Annotated in this window: 16 protein-coding genes and 1 other RNA gene; 11 read left to right on the top strand and 6 right to left on the bottom strand. The window is 55.7% G+C overall.

Annotation, left to right across the window (positions count from 1 at the left end; translation table 11 throughout):
- Window positions 1-331: 331 nt before the first annotated feature.
- Window positions 332-694: a transfer-messenger RNA gene (gene ssrA, locus AB2B48_RS12570) on the top strand.
- A 260-nt stretch (window positions 695-954) separates the two neighbouring features.
- Here the strand turns inward: ssrA and AB2B48_RS12575 are convergent.
- The 3 genes from AB2B48_RS12575 to AB2B48_RS12585 form a co-directional block, all read right to left on the bottom strand.
- Complete coding sequence (locus tag AB2B48_RS12575) at window positions 955-1,491, bottom strand: hypothetical protein (RefSeq protein ID WP_220440962.1); 537 nt, start codon at window positions 1,489-1,491, stop codon at window positions 955-957.
- A 211-nt stretch (window positions 1,492-1,702) separates the two neighbouring features.
- The gene (locus AB2B48_RS12580) at window positions 1,703-2,041 is read right to left on the bottom strand and encodes a DUF1869 domain-containing protein (protein ID WP_220440961.1); all 339 of its coding nucleotides are present in this window, start codon (window positions 2,039-2,041) and stop codon (window positions 1,703-1,705) included.
- 10 nt (window positions 2,042-2,051) lie between these two features.
- Window positions 2,052-2,384 (bottom strand): DUF1971 domain-containing protein, encoded by a 333-nt coding sequence (locus tag AB2B48_RS12585; RefSeq protein WP_185668736.1) that lies wholly within the window; start codon window positions 2,382-2,384, stop codon window positions 2,052-2,054.
- A 524-nt stretch (window positions 2,385-2,908) separates the two neighbouring features.
- Here AB2B48_RS12585 and AB2B48_RS12590 point away from each other — a divergent pair.
- From AB2B48_RS12590 to AB2B48_RS12625, 8 genes are all read left to right on the top strand, one after another.
- Entirely contained in the window at window positions 2,909-5,008 is a 2,100-nt protein-coding gene (locus tag AB2B48_RS12590) for a TonB-dependent receptor (RefSeq protein WP_368299309.1), read from the top strand.
- Between the two features lie 2 nt (window positions 5,009-5,010).
- A complete protein-coding gene (locus tag AB2B48_RS12595; RefSeq protein ID WP_368301957.1) occupies window positions 5,011-5,835 on the top strand; it encodes a heme/hemin ABC transporter substrate-binding protein in 825 nt (274 codons plus the stop codon).
- Window positions 5,836-5,858: 23 nt separating this feature from the next.
- On the top strand, window positions 5,859-7,196 hold the full coding sequence (hutW, locus tag AB2B48_RS12600; RefSeq protein WP_368301958.1) for a heme anaerobic degradation radical SAM methyltransferase ChuW/HutW: 1,338 nt from the start codon (window positions 5,859-5,861) through the stop codon (window positions 7,194-7,196).
- Between the two features lie 12 nt (window positions 7,197-7,208).
- Window positions 7,209-7,703, top strand: coding sequence for a heme utilization cystosolic carrier protein HutX (hutX, locus tag AB2B48_RS12605; RefSeq protein WP_185668731.1), 495 nt, complete (start codon window positions 7,209-7,211; stop codon window positions 7,701-7,703).
- A complete protein-coding gene (gene chuY / locus AB2B48_RS12610; protein WP_368301959.1) occupies window positions 7,703-8,326 on the top strand; it encodes an anaerobilin reductase in 624 nt (207 codons plus the stop codon). Before hutX ends, chuY begins: the two co-directional genes overlap by 1 nt.
- Window positions 8,327-8,376: 50 nt before the next feature.
- Window positions 8,377-9,369 carry a FecCD family ABC transporter permease gene (locus tag AB2B48_RS12615; protein WP_368299310.1) on the top strand — a complete coding sequence of 331 codons (993 nt, stop codon included), beginning with the start codon at window positions 8,377-8,379 and terminating at the stop codon, window positions 9,367-9,369.
- Window positions 9,366-10,133 (top strand): heme ABC transporter ATP-binding protein, encoded by a 768-nt coding sequence (locus tag AB2B48_RS12620; RefSeq protein ID WP_185668730.1) that lies wholly within the window; start codon window positions 9,366-9,368, stop codon window positions 10,131-10,133. Before AB2B48_RS12615 ends, AB2B48_RS12620 begins: the two co-directional genes overlap by 4 nt.
- A gap of 136 nt (window positions 10,134-10,269) precedes the next feature.
- A complete protein-coding gene (locus tag AB2B48_RS12625; RefSeq protein ID WP_368299311.1) occupies window positions 10,270-10,692 on the top strand; it encodes a hypothetical protein in 423 nt (140 codons plus the stop codon).
- 52 nt (window positions 10,693-10,744) lie between these two features.
- Here AB2B48_RS12625 and AB2B48_RS12630 read toward each other — a convergent pair whose 3' ends face one another.
- Both AB2B48_RS12630 and AB2B48_RS12635 read right to left on the bottom strand, forming a co-directional pair.
- Entirely contained in the window at window positions 10,745-12,283 is a 1,539-nt protein-coding gene (locus tag AB2B48_RS12630; protein ID WP_368299312.1) for an autotransporter outer membrane beta-barrel domain-containing protein, read from the bottom strand.
- A 673-nt stretch (window positions 12,284-12,956) separates the two neighbouring features.
- Window positions 12,957-13,850, bottom strand: a complete 894-nt coding sequence (locus tag AB2B48_RS12635; protein ID WP_368299313.1) for an alpha/beta hydrolase — start codon at window positions 13,848-13,850, stop codon at window positions 12,957-12,959.
- A gap of 396 nt (window positions 13,851-14,246) precedes the next feature.
- Between AB2B48_RS12635 and AB2B48_RS12640 the strand changes: the two genes are divergently transcribed.
- Together AB2B48_RS12640 and AB2B48_RS12645 are read left to right on the top strand one after the other, a co-directional pair.
- On the top strand, window positions 14,247-16,379 hold the full coding sequence (locus AB2B48_RS12640; protein ID WP_368299314.1) for a TonB-dependent receptor: 2,133 nt from the start codon (window positions 14,247-14,249) through the stop codon (window positions 16,377-16,379).
- A gap of 11 nt (window positions 16,380-16,390) precedes the next feature.
- Complete coding sequence (locus AB2B48_RS12645) at window positions 16,391-17,401, top strand: ABC transporter substrate-binding protein (RefSeq protein WP_368299315.1); 1,011 nt, start codon at window positions 16,391-16,393, stop codon at window positions 17,399-17,401.
- Between the two features lie 130 nt (window positions 17,402-17,531).
- Here the strand turns inward: AB2B48_RS12645 and AB2B48_RS12650 are convergent, their stop codons facing one another.
- Window positions 17,532-18,638 carry a fimbrial protein gene (locus AB2B48_RS12650; protein WP_368299316.1) on the bottom strand — a complete coding sequence of 369 codons (1,107 nt, stop codon included), beginning with the start codon at window positions 18,636-18,638 and terminating at the stop codon, window positions 17,532-17,534.
- Window position 18,639: the final 1 nt, after the last annotated feature.

An 18,639-nucleotide genomic window follows, 5' to 3' on the forward strand; every position in this document is an offset into this window, starting at 1 on the left:
AACAAAATATTGTTGTTTTTCGCGATGTACAATATATCTCTCAATTACCTAAAATAAGTTAAGCAGTGCTAAATAAGTAATAGAAGGAAATTAATTAAAATTTAAACAATCAACATGTTAAAAAGAGTTTTTCGATATACATGATATATCCTATTTTTTCGTTTTTATATTTCCTCAGCGATACGTTTCTATCGCCGTAAGTGCAAAAAATGGACCACATTCGACACGTTTTAGCCGTTTAGATTTTAGCCACATCTTCCATATCGCCCCTCGCCACAATCAGGGCTGGCACGCCACATAACAAATCTGTTATACTTGTCGCCACACTATTGGGGCTGATTCTGGATTCGACGGGATTTGCGAAACCCAAGGTGCATGCCGAGGGGCGGTTGGCCTCGTAAAAAGCCGCAAAAAATAGTCGCAAACGACGAAAACTACGCTTTAGCAGCTTAATAACCTGCTCTGAGCCCTCTCTCCCTAGCTTCCGCTCTTAAGACGGGGATCAAAGAGAGGTCAAACCCAAAAGAGATCGCGTGGAAGCCCTGCCTGGGGTTGAAGCGTTAAAACTAATCAGGCTAGTCTGGTAGTGGCGTGTCTGTCCGCAGGTGCCAGGCGAATGTAAAGACTGACTAAGCATGTAGTGCCGAGGATGTAGGAATTTCGGACGCGGGTTCAACTCCCGCCAGCTCCACCAAAATTCTTTGTCGATGGTCACCAGAGCCTGAGATGAAGTCCTGAAAGCCCGCATGGCGTAAGCCCTGCGGGCTTTTTTGTGTCTGTGATTTAACTCGAGAAGCCTGAAGCCTGCAGTGGGCACATTGGCAGGTACCTCATAAGCAGAAGTTCGCGCAGCAGCAAGCATTGCCACCCGCTAGAGGTAAGGTGTTGAGGACTCACCCAGATGAGAGCCAAAGCCTTGCATCATCAGATGTCTTATCCTCAACAAGTAGACATTTACGCCCCCATCAATTTCGCAAACCAGAACTTACACACCCCACTACGCACGTTCCAGTGCTTAGCCGGTTTATCTTTATATTGCTCATAAATTTTATCTAAGTTGTCGCTACCCGATAACTTCAGATCCAGCGGCACTTCCACTACGCCCTGGTAAGGGATGGCAACATAATGCTTTCCAGCCTCAGGAATAAACGCGGTTTGCGTGACAATCTGACGGCCGCTTGAGTTATCCATCACATAGAGAGTCCAGTACTGTTCCGGGCGGAGTCGGCTTTCGTAAAAACGGTGAACTTTGCCGGCCATAAGGTTATTGCTGATATAAATAAGTTCCTGATCTTTATAGCAATCACCTTCTTTGGCAAAACGCTGAAAATAAACCAGCCCTTGATGTTGATCGTTGAGCTGAGTGTACACGACAGCCGCATCCTGCCCGGTATAGGGCTCGTAGCGTTTTGTGCCTAAGGGCCCCGGAGCACAAGCCGTTACCAGAAATGCCAAACCAATTACTATCCCAGAATATAAATGACGCACCATAACCTCGTTAAAGTCGTATTTTCTAATTTGCGGTTTAGGATATCGACAACGAAAAATGTTGCCTAATCATTTGTAACGTTAGCTCCAAACAATAGGGGGTAAATAGTGTGGGTTCAGAAAGTGCTTAAGGAGGGACAGCAGCAGATAACCCTGGAAACCTCTTCAGGGTACCTGCTAGCAGTAAAGCAAGACTCAGTAAGGAACGATTGTACTACCAGCCGCAGACGTTAGTCTCTTCATCCGACTCATACCCGCGAACGATGTTCACCAGGTCTTTCACCGCATCAGCGGCCACGGTCGGGTCCTGCAACTCACTCAGCTGGGCAAACTCTTTATCCACCGACACACCGTTATTATTATTGGTGACGGTCAGCAAGAAACCTTTACCCTGCGCATTATCAGAAGAGAGCGGAGAAATAAGCTCGGCGACGGCCTGTACGGCAATATCAGGAACATAAAGCGCCATCGGTTTCAGATAGACTTTTTCCTGTTTCTCTTTGTTATTGCCATTAATAACCGCTAAGGAATACCCTTTATTTTCACTGTTCATCAGTTCAGTTTCATCCTTCTATCAAAATCTTAGGATCGACATAGAAATCAACGTTAAATACGGTGTCGTCGCTTAATGCTTCAATACGGTGCCATTTCTCAGCCGGGAAAACGCCAAACTGCCCGGCTTCGATGGTCATCGTCTCAACGGGTTCCGGGCTGGTCTCATCGGCATAACCATAATAGCGTATCGCCCCCTGCATTACCGCCAGACGTGGGAACACGCCCTGTCGCGTACCGGCATCAAGATGGCGCTTCCAGATGGATGCGGGCGCAGTTTCTTTGGTCCACAGCGGCGTGGTACGGGTATGAACGTAATGGGTGGGGATGATAATTCGCTGCATGATTCTGCCTCTCTTTCCACGCGTTCAGGCGCGGTCTGGAATGGGAAAATATGTTGCATATCTTATACCCCTTTTAATCACTGAGGGTATTATTTTTTAATTTCAGCAGGCTATACCCCTATTTATACTCAATAAGGATTAGATTAATTTAAATAAATATATTCACCTCAGATAGTGCCTATTCAACAATGTAATAAACCATCTGATTCCTTTTTTAACCCGCTAGCGTTCACTACGACCGTCGACACCCAAAACATTCCTGCAATCTATTAATCGCACCCTCGCCTTCCAGCACCGCGCCACCGCCAAACAACCTCTCCTATCGCAAATCAACAACATTAACCGCTTAATTATGCTCAATATTGTGGTGATCAAAGTCACATTTCACTGCCCTATCGCCGGCATAAATTGACGCAAATCAAAGATGCATTTTATTTATACCTTCCACGCTGGACCTGTTTCTGCTGATGTGTAAATGTAATTGATAGTTATTATCATTATCATATTCGTTTGTAGGGATACCGATGCTGCATTCCATTACCCGAGGGTCCTTCGTACTCTCCGCGCTGGCGCTCTGCGTCTCCAGCGCGGCCTCTGCCGCCACATCTTCTGAAACACCACACAAAACCAGCAAGGAAGAGACGCTGGTGGTGACCGCCAATCGTTCAGAAAGCTCGCTCTGGAACAGTCCGGCAACCATTCAGGTTATCGACCATCAGACGCTGCAAAACTCCACCAGCACCTCAATTGCCGACGATCTGCAGGATATTCCCGGCGTAGAGATTACCGATAACGCGCTCGCCGGGCGCAAGCAGATCCGCATTCGCGGTGAAGCCTCTTCCCGCGTACTGATCCTGATAGACGGTCAGGAGGTCACCTACCAGCGCGCCGGGCAAAACTACGGCGCCGGGCTGCTGATTGATGAATCGGCGCTGGAGCGCATCGAAGTGGTCAAAGGCCCCTACTCGGTGCTGTACGGCTCGCAGGCCATCGGCGGCGTGGTGAACTTTATCACCAAAAAAGGCGGCGATAAGCCGATCGCCGGGACGGTGAAAGCGGTCTATAACTCCGCCACGGCAGGCTGGGAAGAGTCGGCGGCGGCCTGGGGCAGCATTGGTCAGTTTGATTATCGTATTAACGGCAGCTATTCCGATCAGGGCGATCGCGATACGCCGGACGGCCGTCTGCCGAATACCCATTTCCGCAATAACAGCCAGGGAATCTGGCTCGGCTACAACCTGGATAACCAGCATTTCGGCCTGTCGCTCGACCGCTACAAGCTCTCGACCCAAACCTATTACGAAGACCCGGACGGCGAATACGATGCCTTTAGCGTCAAGCTACCGAAGCTGGAGCGGGAAAAGGTTGGTCTGTTCTACGACGTAGATGTCGACGGTGATTATCTGAAGAAAATTCATCTCGATGCCTACGAGCAAACCATCGCCCGTCAGTTTGAAAACGAGGTGCTGACGTCGGCTATTCATAACCAGACCAAAACCAACGATAAGCAGTACACCCAGGGCGTAACGCTACAGAGCAACTTCTCGCTGCCTGCCAATAATGAGTTGGTCGTCGGCACGCAGTACCAGCGCGATCGCGTATCTCAGACCACCAACGGTTCAACCACCCCGCAGTCGATGCCGATGGAGATCCGAACTCGCGCCTATAACGAGTCAGAGCAGAGCAATACCTCGCTGTTCGCCCAGAACGACTGGCATTTTGCCGATAACTGGACCTGGACGTTTGGTGCGCGCCAGTACTGGCTGTCGTCAAAACTCACCCGCGGTGACTCAAACACCACCATGAACGGCGTCACCAAAGACACCTCTATCGGCGCGCAGTCAACGAGTGACAATGCGTTGGTCAGCGCCACCAGCCTGCGCTACTCGGGCTTCGACAATATCGAACTGCGGGCCGCGTTCGCCCAGGGCTACGTCTTCCCGACGCTAACGCAGCTGTTTTCACAAACCGCCGCGGGCGGTGGGACAACCTACGGCAACGCCAACCTGGAAGCGGAACACTCTAACAACTATGAACTGGGTGCCCGCTACAACGGCAATCTCTGGCTGGTCGATGGCGCTGTCTACTACTCGCAGGCGAAGGACTATATCGCCACCGTCGCCTGCTCCGGCCAGGCTATCTGCAACGGTGTGACCAACTCATCGCGCAGTAGCTACTACTACGACAACATTGACCGCGCCAAAACCTGGGGCATGGAGTTGAGCGCTGAATATAACGGCTGGGTTGTTTCACCGTACGTCAGCGGCAACCTGATCCACCGCGAATATGAAACCCCGGCGGGGAAAACCACCAATACCGGCGAGCCCGCCATTAACGGCCGCGTCGGGGTGAAACACACGCTCATGCTCAATGCGGCAAACGTCACTTCCGATCTCTTTATCCGCGCGGCCTCCAGCGCCAAAGACGATACCGGTACGGAAGAGACCCGCACGCCTGGCTGGGCCACGCTGAACCTGGCGGTGAACACCGAATTCGGTGCCAACGATCAGTATCAGGTCAACCTGGCGCTCAACAACCTGACCGATAAACGCTACCGCACGGCGCATGAATCCATTCCGGCGGCGGGCTTTAACGCGGCGCTCGGCTTTGCATGGAACTTCTGATGATGAAAAAACTGGCTATCGGATTACTGGCGCTGGTCACCGTGTTCAGCGCTCAGGCGGCTGACCGCATCGTGGTGGCCGGCGGTTCGCTCAGCGAGCTGATTTACGCACTAGGCGCGGGCAGCCAGGTGGTCGGGGTGGATGAAACCACCTCGTACCCGCCGGAAACCGCCGCGCTGCCGCACATCGGTTACTGGAAGCAGCTCAGCAGCGAAGGCATTTTATCGCTGCACCCAAACCGCTTTATCACCTGGCAGGACGCGGGTCCGCAGCTGGTGTTTGACCAGCTGCGCAGCCAGCACATCGACGTGCTCACCCTGCCGCGAGTCCCCGCCACCGTCGAGCAGATGTACGCCAATATCCACACGCTTGCCAGCGCTCTGGGGCGTGAGGACAGCGGCACCGCCCTGGTGGGTAACATTCGCCAGCGGCTGGAAAAGGTCGCGCAGAGCAGCGCCAGTAAACCGGCGCCGGTGAACGCGCTGTTTATTCTCAGCGCGGGCGGCAGCGCCCCTCAGGTAGCAGGGAAAGGCAGCGTTGCCGATGCCATCATGACGCTCGCCGGTGCCCGCAACGCGGCTCAGCACCCGCAGTACCGTAGCTACAGCGCGGAAGCGCTGATTGCCGCCAACCCGGAGGTGATTATCGTCACCGCGCAAATGGTCAACGGTGATCTTAACCGCCTGAGCGCGATCGCCGGGATCACCCGCACCAACGCGTGGAAAAACCAGCGCATCGTCGTTATCGATCAGGCCCTGATCCTCGGCATGGGCCCGCGCGTCGCCGACGCGGTTGAAACGCTGCACCGCCAGTTCTGGCCACACTAAAGGATGTTGAAAGACCGATGATGTTGAATACCCCTATCGACCTGGATTTAACCCCGCACTTTGCGCTGGAGGGCGGCCAGCCCTTTAAAGACCGCCGGGCGACGATGCCCTGGCGCGGCGCGGTGCCTATCGCCAAAGAACAGCTTGAGCAAACCTGGCTGGAGGTGCTGAACCACGCCGCGCCGCCGCGCAAGCGCCTGCTGTATCTGCACATTCCGTTTTGCGCCACCCACTGCACCTTCTGCGGCTTTTACCAGAACCGCTATGAAGAGGATCACTGCGCGCGTTACACCGACGCGCTGCTGCGTGAGATCGAAATGGAGGCCGACAGCGTACTGCACCAGTCCGCGCCTATTCACGCGGTCTATTTCGGCGGCGGCACGCCGTCGGCACTGTCAGCCCGCGATCTGGCACGCATTATCACCACGCTACGCGAGCGCCTGCCGCTGGCACCGGACTGTGAAATCACCATTGAAGGCCGGGTGCTTAACTTCGACGATGCGCGAATCGACGCCTGTCTGGACGCTGGCGCGAACCGCTTCTCCATCGGCATTCAGTCATTTAACAGCAAAATTCGTAAGAAGATGGCCCGCACCTCCGATGGCCCTACCGCTATCGCCTTCATGGAAGGAATGGTCAAGCGCGACCGCGCGGCGGTGGTCTGCGATCTGTTGTTTGGTCTGCCCGGCCAGAACGCCGCACTGTGGGGCGAAGATCTGGCGATCGCCCGCGATATCGGCCTCGACGGCGTCGATCTTTACGCCCTCAACCTGCTGCCCAACACGCCGCTCGGCAAAGCGGTTGAGAACGGGCGTACCAGCGTGCCACAGCCCGCCGAACGCCGTGATCTCTACCTTCAGGGCTGCGACTTTATGGACCAGGCCGGCTGGCGTTGCATTAGCAACAGCCACTGGGCGCGCACCACCCGCGAGCGCAATCTCTACAATTTACTGATTAAACAGGGCGCAGACTGCCTGGCGCTGGGCTCCGGTGCTGGCGGCTCCGTCAACGGCTATTCGTGGATGGTCGAGCGCAACCTCGAGACCTGGCACGACGCCATCGCCGCGGGTAAAAAGCCGCTGATGATGATGATGCGTACCGCCGAGCGCGGCTTCCAGTGGCGGCACCTGCTGCAGTCTGGCGTAGAAACCGCTCGCGTGCCGCTGGATGCGCTGACTCCACACGCCGCGAAACTCGCCCCGCTGCTGGCGCAATGGCACCGCGCCGGGCTGACGCGCGACGACTCAACCTGCCTGCGTCTGACCAACGAAGGACGCTTCTGGGCAAGCAACATTTTGCAGTCTCTTGATGAACTTATTCAGGCACTTAACGCACCGCGCATTGCGGTTGAAACCCAATAACAGGAGTTAACGATGAGCAACGTATCCCTACAGGACTTTTTAAAAACCGAGCCTGACGGCACGCTGGAAGCGATCGCCAGCCAGTACCACACCACGCTGCTGGAGGTGGTAAAAAACCTGCCATCCCACACGCTGGTGACGGGCGACAAGTTTGACACCGTGTGGGACACCGTCGCGGAATGGGGCAAAGTCACAACGCTCGTGCACACCGCCGATGTGATTCTGGAATTCACCGGCGAACTGCCATCCGGCTTCCACCGCCACGGCTACTTCAACCTGCGCGGCAAAAAAGGCATGACCGGCCACATCAAGGCGGAAAACTGCACCCACATTGCCCTGGTAGAACGCAAATTTATGGCGATGGATACCGCCTCGATCCTGTTCTTTAACGCCGCAGGCAGCGCGATGTTTAAAATTTTCCTCGGCCGCGACGACCATCGTCAGCTGCTGAGCGAGCAGGTTGACGCCTTCCGTACCCTCGCCGCCGTGCTGAAGGGAGAGGCATGATGACCCCGTGGTTAATGTTTGGCGCGGGCGGTAAAGGCGTCGGTGCGCTCACGGCCGAACTGGCACTGGCAGAAAAACGCCCGGTGGTGGCGCTGGTGCGCAACCCAGAGGCCGCCGCACGGCTGGAAGCACTAGGCGCACAGGTTTTTATTGGCGATGCCTGCGACGCTGACATGGTCGCCAGGGCCTGTCAGGCCGCCGGTGAAACGGCAACGGTTATCTCCACCATGGGCGGCGCGCAGGATTATCTCGCCCACCGCACGGTGATTGATGAAGCCGAAAAAGCGGGCATTCGCCGGATGATTCTGGTGACTTCACTCGGCTGCGGCGACAGCTGGCCGTTCCTCTCACCGCGTGCCAAAGCGGCGTTTGGTCAAGCCGTGCGTGAAAAAAGCCTGGCGGAAAGCTGGCTGCAAACCAGCACGCTGGACTACGCCATTCTGCGCCCTGCCGGGCTGCTTAGCGGTGAGGCGACCGGTAACGCACTACGCTTGCAGCAACAGGAAGTCCACGGATTTGTGCAGCGCGCGGACGTCGCGGCGCATATTCAGGCGTTAGCCAGCGCCCCGGCGCTCGACCAGCAGGTTTACAGCCTGGTTGAGCCGGGCCTCAAACCGGCGTAATTCCCCTGCGGCGCGGTACATCGCGCCGCATCGATGTAACGGAGCTTTGCGTGTTCAAGGATTCACTCTCTTCTTTCAGCGTTTTTATCGGCCTGCTGCTGATGCTGGCGACGCTCGTGCTGGTCGGTGCCAGCCAGGGGGCGCTAAAAATCACCTTTGCCTCGTTGCAGGATGCGCACTACCGCGACATCTGGCTCAACATTCGTCTTCCGCGCGTGCTGCTGGCGGTGCTGGTTGGCGGCGCGCTGGCTACCGCCGGGGTGATCATGCAGGGGCTATTTCGTAACCCGATGGCCGACCCCGGTCTGTTAGGGGTGAGCAGCGGCTCGGCGTTGATGGTTGGCGTCGCCATTATCTTCCCCGTTTCGCTCCCCGCGGCTTTTCTGCTGTACGAACAGATGATTTTCGCCGTCGTCGGCAGCCTGGTGGTGTGCGCCGTGATCTTCCTGATTAGCCTGCGCCACCAGCACGGCGGTATGATCCAGCTGCTGCTGGCGGGGATCGCCATCAACGCGCTCTGCGGCGCGGCGATCGGCATCCTGAGCTACGTCGGCGATGAACAGCAGCTGCGTCAGCTGACCCTATGGATGATGGGCAGCCTGGGGCAGGCGCAGTGGCCTACGCTGCTGGTTGCCGCCTCGTTTGCACTGCCAGCGATGATCGCCACCGCCTGGCTTGCCACCACGCTGAATCTGCTGCAACTGGGCGATGAAGAGGCGCACTACCTCGGCGTGAACGTCAAGCGAAAACGCCAACTGCTGCTGTTGCTCAGCTCCCTGCTGGTGGGTGCTGCGGTGTCGGTAAGCGGCGTGATTGGCTTTATCGGCCTGGTCATTCCGCATCTTATCCGTATGACCATTGGTGCCGACCACCGCTGGCTGCTGCCCTGCTCAACGCTGGCCGGAGCCTGCCTGCTGCTGGTTGCGGATACCCTGGCGCGCACGCTGGTGCAGCCTGCTGAAATGCCGGTCGGCCTGCTCACCAGCCTGATTGGCGGCCCCTATTTTCTTTGGCTGATCCTGCGGACACGGAGAGCACTATGATTGAAGCCCGGAATCTCACCTACAGCATCAACGGCCGTCGCCTGACCCATAACGTTTCGCTAACGCTTCCCGGCGCAGAGATAGTCGCTATTCTTGGCCCCAACGGCGCGGGAAAATCCACGCTGTTGCGCCAACTGACCGGTTACCTGAAACCCGATAGCGGCACCTGTTCGATGTTTGGCAAAGCGCTGGAGGAGTGGCCAACGGAGACGCTAGCCCGCACTCGCGCGGTGATGCGCCAGAACCAGGATATGGCGTTTCCCTTTAGCGTGATGGAGGTGATCCGCATGGGCCGCCACCCGCATCGCAGCAGCAACCCGCGCGACGAGACGGAGCACATCATGGCGCTGTGCGGCTGCCGTGAACTGGCCGCCCGGGATTATCGCCATCTCTCCGGCGGCGAACAGCAGCGGGTACAGTTGGCGCGCCTGCTGGTGCAGCTTTGGGAGCCGGAACCCACGCCAAAGTGGCTGTTTCTCGACGAGCCCACCTCGGCGCTGGATATTCACCACCAGCAGCAGTTGTTCCGCCTGCTGCGCGAGCTGGTGCAGCTGCGGCAGTTTAACGTCTGCTGCGTACTGCACGACCTCAACCTTGCCGCACGCTACGCCGACCGTATCGTGCTGCTGGAAAAAGGCCAGGTTGTCGATAACGGCACGCCACAGGAAGTGCTGACAGAGTCCGCGCTGCGTAACCTCTATCAAGCGGAAGTCGCCGTGACCCGAACCCGCGATGACGCCCCACTGATCGTACTGGAAAGATGATGATTCACAGGCGGTTTAGCGCACTAGCCAAAACCGCCTGTTGGAACACGATGATTCAATTACAGTTTATTCCTAAAGCCTCATCCAAACGTCTGTGCCATCCTTTCTAACGCTCACAAACTGATGAGGATTTGTTATGAAAAAAACAACAATTGCACTTTCAGCGCTTCTGCTGGCTTCCCCTGTTTTCGCAGCGACCACACACGCCACCGACGACGCGGTTGCCCAGGCGCAGGCAAACGCGAATACCGCGAAAGAAAAGCTGCATCAGACACAAAACCAGGGTGAAGAGCTTAAGCTGAAGTCTAAGCACGCCACCGAAGGTAAGAGCGACAGCGTAGGTAGTCAGGTGAGCGAAGGCGCTCAGAAAACCTGGCATAAAACCAAAGAAGGGGCCGAAAAAGGGTGGGATGCCACCAAAGAAGGTGCCCAGAAAGGCTGGAATAAAACCAAAGATGCCTCCCAAAAAGGGTGGGACGCGACCAAAGATGGGGCGCAGAAAGGTTGGGATAAAACCAAAGACGGTGCCGCTGAACTGGAGAAAAAAGTCAGCGAATAACACTAACTTACCGAGTCAAAAAAAGCCGCTGATGCGGCTTTTTTTATAGTGGTTAGAACCATTTTTTAAACGACAATCCCACTGATTGATTGGAGTAACGCGAGGCAGCGCTAATGTCATAGTAGGCCGTTAACTCGGTATCACGAGTACGGACTAATGACATCCCGACGTTAATGTTCGCTACGTCTTTTGCTGGCGTACTGCCGCGTGAAGTGAACCCAGTTTCATCACTGGCCGCCGCAAACCCAGCAGAGGTGCGCGCAGGCTTACTGTCATACTGGTGATACCACATCACCTGGAGATAGGGATTCAGATCGCCTAAACGTGTCGCAATGACCCCGTCCAGTTTCGCCCCAAGGCCGGAAATGGTCGCGTCGTTATGGCTATCATCCACTTTCAACGCCGCGCCGTTGCCGCCGCTTTCAGTATAGCCATCCTGCGACTGGTAACTGTAGCTCATACTCACCATCGGCGTGAAGACTAACGCTGGCGTGACGGCAATCGGGTAGCCCGCTTCCACGGTGGCAATATACTGCTCACCGCTGAATCGCCCGGAGGCGTCGCCGCTAAAGCCGGTAAACGCGATGTGACGCTGGGTGTGGTAGCGCTGGCTTGCCGCGCCCAGGTAGAAGTTAGAGTACCAGGTCGGTGCGGTATAACCTGCGTAGAACGTCAGGCCGTAGGAGTCGATGTCTGAGCTGGAGCCGTTAGTGTAGCCATCGCCGTGCACCGACGTGCCGGTATAGCTGAGCGCCGCCCCGCCCCGCCAGTTCTCGGTAATATTGGTATCCGCCCCGATGACAATACCGGCATAGTTGGCATGATAGCCCGAAACTTCGCGGGTGTTGCCCTGGTTAATGCGGCCACCAAAGGTCTGCCCCCAGACGGCCTGCTCAGCGGGATCGTCCCCGCCAGAGAAACCGCTCATCGGCATTGGGACATTAAGCGACTTGAGCATCGACTGCATGCGAGTCATGACCTGATTTAACTGCGAAACCATCGCCTGCGAGCTGGCCATCACGGCATTCATCTGAGTCGTGGCAGAGAGTTGCATTCCTGCAATGTTTGCATCCCGAAGCGAATTAATCGCCTGTACGCTATTTTGCAGTGCCAGTAGCGTCGAGCTCGATATTCCCTGGTATTGCATGAGCCCTGAGATGACAGATGCCGCTGCCGGCATGCTGGGCATGATCATCGAGGATGCACCGGTCAAAGTGACTACCAGTGATTTATGGCCTTCGGCACCAGGCACGGCGAGCCCGGAGAGGCTGCCAGAGTAGTTATCCGCCGAGTAGTTTAGCGTATTCTCATTATAGGTAGTCGCCGCGCCATTAGCGGAGTCAATTACCACATAGCGCTGCCCCGGAGCGAATGCATATCCACGGCTGACCAGATTAATCGAAGAGCCGGAGTCTATCTGTGTCGCTCCCGAGACATATAGCGTACCTGAGCGAGAAGTCAGCGTGCCAATCCCTCTTTGCACATCGTTGGGGCTCACTTCAATATTCAGCGAGGCGAGCGCCGACTGATAATAGTCCCCCTGCACATTGATGCTATTGGCAATATAGAGATTTGCCCCCGTATTCGACATCGTCTCATAGCCACCTGCCAGATTGACATTATCATTCAGCCGCGTATTCCCCGCGCTAAAGATCAGGCCACCGTCTCCAACCCTCAGTTCTCCTACCGTATATGAATTACCTGAGGCATAACCGGTTATCTGGCCGATAGTACTTCCCTCACCGCCCACAATATTCAAACCATAGGTCGAATAGATATCGCCAGAAATGATTCCTGTATTGGTTAAATAACCAAGATAGCCATTATTTAAAATAACATAAGAATCCATATCACGCGTTGCCATTGTGCCATTATTGATAAGAGAATAAATCGATGCGGAAAAAGAATTATAAATAAGGTTATCAGACACCGAGGTCATCACCCCATTATTGATAAATGCTCTGATAATTCCTTCATTAACTACCCCTTGTCCATTGACATTGAAAACTGCATTATTTGTTAGTATATCCACAATACCAGCGTTATCAATTCCCTTATCTACCGTCACTGGTGAAAGAGTGTCTGAAATATCCACAGCGTCAAAATGATCATTTAAATAAATACCAGAGCCCGCTGGAATATATGATATATAAAGCCTACTAAAATCTGCCTCACTTTGCCCTGAAACGCCAAAAATCAGAGCTCCCGCCAACGCCGAATATCGAAAATACTGTGTATTTTGCTTTGCCGTCATAATCATATACCTACTCGTCATTATTCAGAGAATGAGCCAAAGGCTGCCCGGTGCAGGCTGGCGGAATTGTCAAGAGTTGCGACCACCGAGTTTCCCAGGGGCCGCGGTGGGTCATCCCGGCAACGGTTATTTGCCGCGCACAGCGTTCGCCGACGCGGGCAACAAAACGCTGAGCAACAACAGGTGGGATCGCCGTATCATTACCGCCGCTAAAATGGATTTGTGCTAGCGCGGCGAGCCCTGACGTATAATCAATGGGATTAAGCGAATCGGGCATCGGAGAGACGTGGTGCAATGTATTGGCATATTCCACATCGAGATATCCAGCAACAGTTCGCAAAGAGATAATATCGTCACGACGCTCTGCAAGTAGCGCGGCAAGCGCCCCACCGCCTGAATACCCCACCAGCACAATATGCTCAATATGAGTCCGCTGTTTTATTTGCGTTATCGCCTCTGACATAGCCTGAATCACCTCGGGGGAGAAGCGTTTCCCCGTCCAGTAGGAAGAATGACACTGCGGGTTTTCCGCCATGGGAATAAACTGGCAGGGGCGCGCCAGATAAACGACGTTAGCTGCCGGGTCGAGCGCAGCAAGACGCAGCGCAGTGGGCTCATTTGGAGTGGGATCCGTTGATGGTTGGGTACGTGATAACCAGGCTTTACCGTCGCCCTCAATATAAATATGCAGCGACTGAACCGGGTTATGAATACGCTGGTAGGATGCCAACGTAAATAAAGATGTGGATATTTTTATAAAATCCATCCGGCCATCCTTCGCTATATTATTTGATTTTTCAAGAGCAGAAGAAACACATCCACTTAGCGCGATAGCCACCCCAATGGAAAATAGGAGAGCCCTCCACCTGAAAGAAAGATATGCTGTAATATTTTCTTTAGCCATCGTACCCAGAGGATCCTATAGGATATATTCATACATTGCTATTAACCCACTCAAGTCGAAAAAACAAAAGCAATAGACCACTAGAATTGTAGCCCGAAAAATAAAATAGAAATAACCAGTAACACAAATAACGACATTCCCCCCGTCATCAGGTTTCGATACAGAAAAATTTAAAGCTTAAAGATAAATTCAGCGCAGAAACCATCACCCTACGAAAGCAGTTGCTCGCGCGATACGCTGTCATTTTACCCGCGTCACCTACCACTCGTTGTGTATTGACATATATAGCGACAATCCTCATGATATTCGTCATACAAATAATAATAGCTGTTCCCCTCATGCGTAGATGGTAACCCGGTTACCACCAGTCTTTCCGCTAACACACTGAATTTAAAAATGTTTGATAATAAAACAATACCGCTCGCTTCGGGGCTCCTGGCATTCTCGTGCCTGGCGATGTCGCAATCTGGCTATGCGGAGGACACCATGGTGGTCTCTGCCAGCGCCGCCGCTGCCGATAACAGCAGCGCGCAGGAGGCACCGGCTTCAGAGAAGCAGGCCACTTTAGGTAGTCTGGGAAAACGGACGGTGATGGATGTTCCCTGGTCAGTTCAGACCATGTCTTCGCCGCTTATCAACGAGCAGCAGCTCAAAAGCGTCAAAGATGTCTACCGCTATATGCCTTCTGTGCAAGGGGACGGGGTTCGCCCACAAACCCGCGGCATGCAGGGCAGCGTGGTGCAGAACCATATGATTGATGGCCTGAACGCCGTCTCCACCACCGAATACCCGGCTGAGCAGTTCCAGAGCGTCGAAGTGCTGAGCGGCCTGGCGGGCTCGCTGTACGGCCCGGCAAACCCGGCGGGGATGTTTAACCTGGTCTCCAAACGCCCAACGGATACCCCGCTGCACCGCGTGACCGTCGGCGGCAGCACCGGTAACGGCACGCTGACCTCAATGGACTTTAGCGGCCCGATCGATGACGGCGACCGCGTGAAATACCGCCTCAACCTGCTCAACGACGAAGGCCACGGCTACACCAGCGGCAGCCACAAGCGTCGTCAATATGCCGGTCTTGGCCTCGACTTCCAGCTCACCGATAAAACGGTACTGGAGAGCAACTTCAGCTACTACCATTACTATGACAAAGGCATGCCGGGCTCCTTCGCGCTGGCAAAAGGGGTGCATTTCCCTTCCCCGCTCGACCCGACCAAAGCGCAGTACGGCCAGAGCTATGCCGGTAACGATGATGAAACCAGCACCGCCAGCCTGCACCTGAAACATGACTTTGACGGCAACTGGTTGCTGGACGTCGGCGTGCTGCGTCAGATTGCCGACCGCGAATCCACCACCGTCACCAACACCCTGACCGATAATCACGGCAGCTACACCACCACCACCGCAAACTCCGCCGCCAGCCGCTTTACCATCAACAGCTATATGGCAAACCTGACCGGCAGCGTAGACACCGGTTGGCTGACTCACGACATCAGCACCGGGGTGCGCGGCTTTGTGTGGAAAAACTATAACCCGGCCGACGGCGGCACCTTTACGCTCGGAAGCTCCTCGCTGGATCAGCACCCTGTCTATCCGCGTCCGCCGTATCCTGATTTTAATAATCGCTACCATTCGGCCACTACTACGCAGCATGCTTTCCTGCTGAGCGACACCCTGCACTTCAGCCCGCAGTGGAGCCTGCTGCTTTCGGGTAGCGAAAACCTGTTTACGGTCAGCAACTACAACAAGACCGGCAAGCAAACCAGCGACAAAAAAGACAGCGGCGCCAGCGGTTCGGCCAGCCTGATGTACAAACCTATCGACAACATCACGCTCTACACCACGTGGGCTGACAGCATGCAGCAGGGCGACACTGCCCCAAGCGGCGCAAACAACGCCGGGCAGATCCTCGACCCGTACCGCAGCCATCAGGTAGAAGTGGGCGCGAAATATGCCCCATTGCGCGACCTGATGCTCTCCGCGGCGCTGTTCCAGGCGAAACGTCCTTTCGCGTATACCAATGACAACGGTGATTTCGCCCAGGACGGCACGCAGAAAAACCGCGGGCTGGAACTGATGGCCGATGGCCACGTCACCCACAACCTACGCCTGTTCGGCGGCGCGACCTGGCTTGACCCGCGTCTGCACGACACTGCCAGCGCCAGCGCTGACGGCAAACAGGTGGTCGGCGTACCGCGCTTCACCGCCAGCATGCTGGCGGTTTACAGCATTGAGCAGCTACCGGGCGTCGATGTGGATACCAACGTGCGCTACGTTGGCCGCCGCGCGACCGATAACGCCAATGACAGTTGGGTGGGCAGCTACACCACGGTAGATGCCGGGGCAAGCTACGCCACCCGAATGTACAACACCCCCGTGACCTTCCGTCTGGATGTCACCAACCTGACTAACCGCCGCTACTGGACCAACGTGGTTCCGGGCGCATTAACCGGTTATACCGGCGCAGGCAACGCCAGCGCTCAGCTTGGGGCACCGCGAGAGGCTCAACTCTCTATGCAGATTGATTTTTAAGGAGTAAGTAGATGAAACGTCGCCAAGCGTGGTTACTCTGCGCCTGGCTGGCTTTCCCCGCCCTGGCTTCCCGCCAGGTCGTGGATGATGCCGGTCATACCGTTACCGTTCCCGACCAGGTGAACACCATCGCCGACGGCTGGTTTGCGCACCACTCGGTACTGATGACCCTGGGAGCGGGCAGTAAAATCGTCGCCACCGTCAACCATCCGGAAAGCCAGCCGTGGATGTTCAAAATCGCGCCGACGTTGAATCAGGCTCTGCAGGTGCGCGGCACCGCATTTAATCCCGAAAGCCTATTGGCTAAAAAGGTGGACGTGGTGTTCACCTCTGCGGGCAATGATAAAGCGGAGAGCTACCGCCAGGCAGGGCTGCCTACGCTACAAATGGCCTTTACCGACTATCCGTCGCTGATGAAATCGGTCACCACCACCGCCGAGGTGCTGGGTACCGACGACGCGCGGGCGCGGGCAAAGGCCTATAACCAGTATCTGCAAACCACCATTGATACCGTACAAAGCAAAATGCGCGGGCTGACCGCCGAGCAGCGGCCCAGCGTGCTGCATATTCAGTCGCTGAAACCGCTGAAGGTGGACGGCAGCCAGACGCTGATTGACACGTGGATTCACCTCGCCGGGGGTAAAAACGCGGCGGCGGAGATTCAGGGCAATATGAAAGAGGTGTCGCCGGAGCGGGTGCTTGCCTGGCAACCGGACGTGATTATTCTCGGGGCAAACAGCGGGCAGATTGCCGACTCACCGTACGCGGCGCTGTTCTCGGAACTCAAGGCGGTGAAAAACGGCAAAGTGCTGCAAAACCCGGCGGGAGTATTCCCGTGGGATCGTTACGGCACCGAAAGCGCGCTGCAGATCCAGTGGGCGGCGCTGATGCTGCATCCTGCCAGTTTCCCTGGGGTGGATATGGCGAAGGTGACGCAGGATTTCTATCAGCGCTTCTTTGATTACACACTCAGTGGCGATGAGACGCAGCGGATTTTGCATGCGCAGAAGCCTGCGCAGTAGTGATGTCTTTTCCCCCTCACCCTAACCCTCTCCCCAAAGGGGCGAGGGGATCGTTCGGTGCGGTTTTCTCCCTCTCCCTTTTTAAGGGAGAGGGTCGGGGTGAGGGTTCCAGCACCCTCTTTCCCCATCCTCAGTTATAAATAAGCGTAAACGTCGCCATACTGTTCGCCATCCCCGCACTCACCACGCTGCCGGTCTGCACATACTGGGCGGTATAGTTAATGCGCTCGGCGTTGGCGGCCTGGCTTGCCTTCACGGTTCTCAGCAGCGGCAGATTAGCCGCTTCGTTGATACGCACCGCCGTCCCCGCAGCCGGGGCGGGTGCGCCGTTGTTGCCGTAGCTCAGCTTCACGCCGACGCCGCCAGCCGCGCCGCTCATCTGAGTAATCGCCAGCGTATCCGGGAATGCCGGGTCGGCTTCCTGACCAAAGAAGCCAATGCGTATATCGGTAGGTTGGGAACAGTAAACCGGGATCGCAAAGTTTTGCGCGGTGCCACCGGTGGTATTCACCCCCTTAAACTCCGTTTTATTCACCGCACCCAGCTTCACGTTGATGGTCGGCGTGGTCACCTGACAACTGCCGCTGGCACCGATATCCACGTTCAGCGCCGACAGCCCCAGAAAGGTCGGCGATGTACTGGTCGTGCCGTTGACCGCCGAGGATCGCTGCTCCACAAACAGTTTGCCGACCTGCGGCTGGGCGTTCACGTTGGTGTGGTTGCCACCGGACAGATTCACATCGCCGGTTTTGTAGAAGGTGACGTAGGCTTTAATCACGATCTCTTTTTGCGTCAGCAGCGCCGGCAGATCATCGCTGTCGCAAATCGTCGCCGAGTGACTCCCTGCCGGAGAACTGCTGCCGTCGATATAGTGCACCGCACCGCCGTTGCACTGAAAGCCCAGCGAATAGCCAAGCCCCGAAAGCTGAGTGGCGAAAATATGCACCCCGTTGACGGCCAACGCCGAGCCCGAGGTATCCATCTGCTGATAAACCACCCGCTTCCAGTCCGCGGCGGGCAACTGGAGATCGCAGGTAAATCGCACCCCGCTGCCGTTGTCGGCCATTGAATGTGACATCTGTGAGTTCACCGGCAGCGTGGGCAGATACTGTATGTTCTGGGTATTGATCGTCATATCGCCGATGGTATTACTGCAGCTTTCCGCCCACACGCGCGGGCAGCCGCAGGCAACAACCAGCAGAATAAACAGGCGGATAACGACGTGGCTTCTGCACATA

It is taken from the genome of Kluyvera sichuanensis, from assembly GCF_040930405.1.
Classification (GTDB): Bacteria; Pseudomonadota; Gammaproteobacteria; order Enterobacterales; family Enterobacteriaceae; genus Kluyvera; species Kluyvera sichuanensis.